This is a genomic window from Eikenella sp. HMSC061C02 (assembly GCF_001809035.1).
In the GTDB taxonomy this organism is placed as follows: Bacteria; Pseudomonadota; Gammaproteobacteria; order Burkholderiales; family Neisseriaceae; genus Eikenella; species Eikenella corrodens.
This window is the reverse complement of the sequence record NZ_KV795546.1, coordinates 1-1,186: the sequence shown is the minus strand read 5'-3', so window position 1 is coordinate 1,186 and position 1,186 is coordinate 1. Positions and strand designations below refer to the sequence as shown.

Here is a 1,186-nt window from a genome sequence, read left to right as displayed (position 1 = left end):
CATGGCTAAGGAAAAATTTGAACGTAGCAAACCGCACGTAAACGTTGGCACCATCGGTCACGTTGACCATGGTAAGACCACGCTGACAGCAGCATTGACCACTATTTTGGCTGAAAAATTCGGCGGTCAAGCTAAAGCTTATGACCAGATTGACAATGCCCCGGAAGAAAAAGCCCGCGGTATTACCATTAACACCGCCCACGTAGAATACGAAACCGAGGCTCGTCACTACGCTCACGTAGACTGCCCCGGTCACGCCGACTACGTAAAAAACATGATTACCGGTGCTGCCCAGATGGACGGCGCTATCCTGGTGGTATCCGCTGCTGACGGCCCCATGCCGCAGACTCGCGAACACATCCTGTTGGCTCGTCAGGTAGGCGTACCCTACATCCTCGTATTCATGAACAAATGCGACATGGTAGACGATGCCGAATTGCTTGAGTTGGTTGAGATGGAAATCCGCGACCTGCTCTCTAGCTACGACTTCCCCGGCGACGACTGCCCGATCGTACAAGGTTCTGCCCTCAAAGCCCTCGAAGGCGATGCCGGCTACAAAGAAAAAATCTTCGAACTGGCTGCCGCTTTGGATAGCTACATCCCTACTCCGCAGCGTGCCGTAGACAAACCCTTCCTGCTGCCGATCGAAGACGTATTCTCCATCTCTGGTCGCGGTACCGTGGTAACCGGTCGTGTAGAACGCGGCATCATCAAAGTAGGCGAAGAGATCGAAATCGTTGGTCTGAAACCCACTCAGAAAACTACCTGTACCGGTGTGGAAATGTTCCGCAAACTGCTGGACGAAGGTCAGGCCGGTGACAACGTTGGCGTACTGCTGCGTGGTACCAAACGTGAAGAGGTTGAACGTGGTCAAGTGTTGGCCAAACCCGGTACAATCACTCCGCACACCAAATTTAAAGCCGAAGTATACGTATTGAGCAAGGAAGAGGGTGGTCGTCACACTCCATTCTTCGCCAACTACCGTCCGCAATTCTACTTCCGTACCACCGACGTAACCGGTGCTGTAGAGCTGGAGCCTGGTGTAGAAATGGTTATGCCTGGTGAGAACGTAACCATCACCGTAGAACTGATTGCTCCGATCGCTATGGAAGAAGGCTTGCGCTTTGCGATTCGCGAAGGTGGCCGTACGGTAGGTGCCGGTGTGGTGGCTTCCGTGATCGCTTAA

General features: G+C 53.2%; 1 protein-coding gene. It reads left to right on the top strand.

What is annotated here, in order from left to right; all coding sequences use genetic code 11:
- The first annotated feature begins 1 nt into the window (after position 1).
- The gene (gene tuf / locus HMPREF2541_RS05735) at positions 2–1,186 is read left to right on the top strand and encodes an elongation factor Tu (protein WP_070542201.1); all 1,185 of its coding nucleotides are present in this window, start codon (positions 2–4) and stop codon (positions 1,184–1,186) included.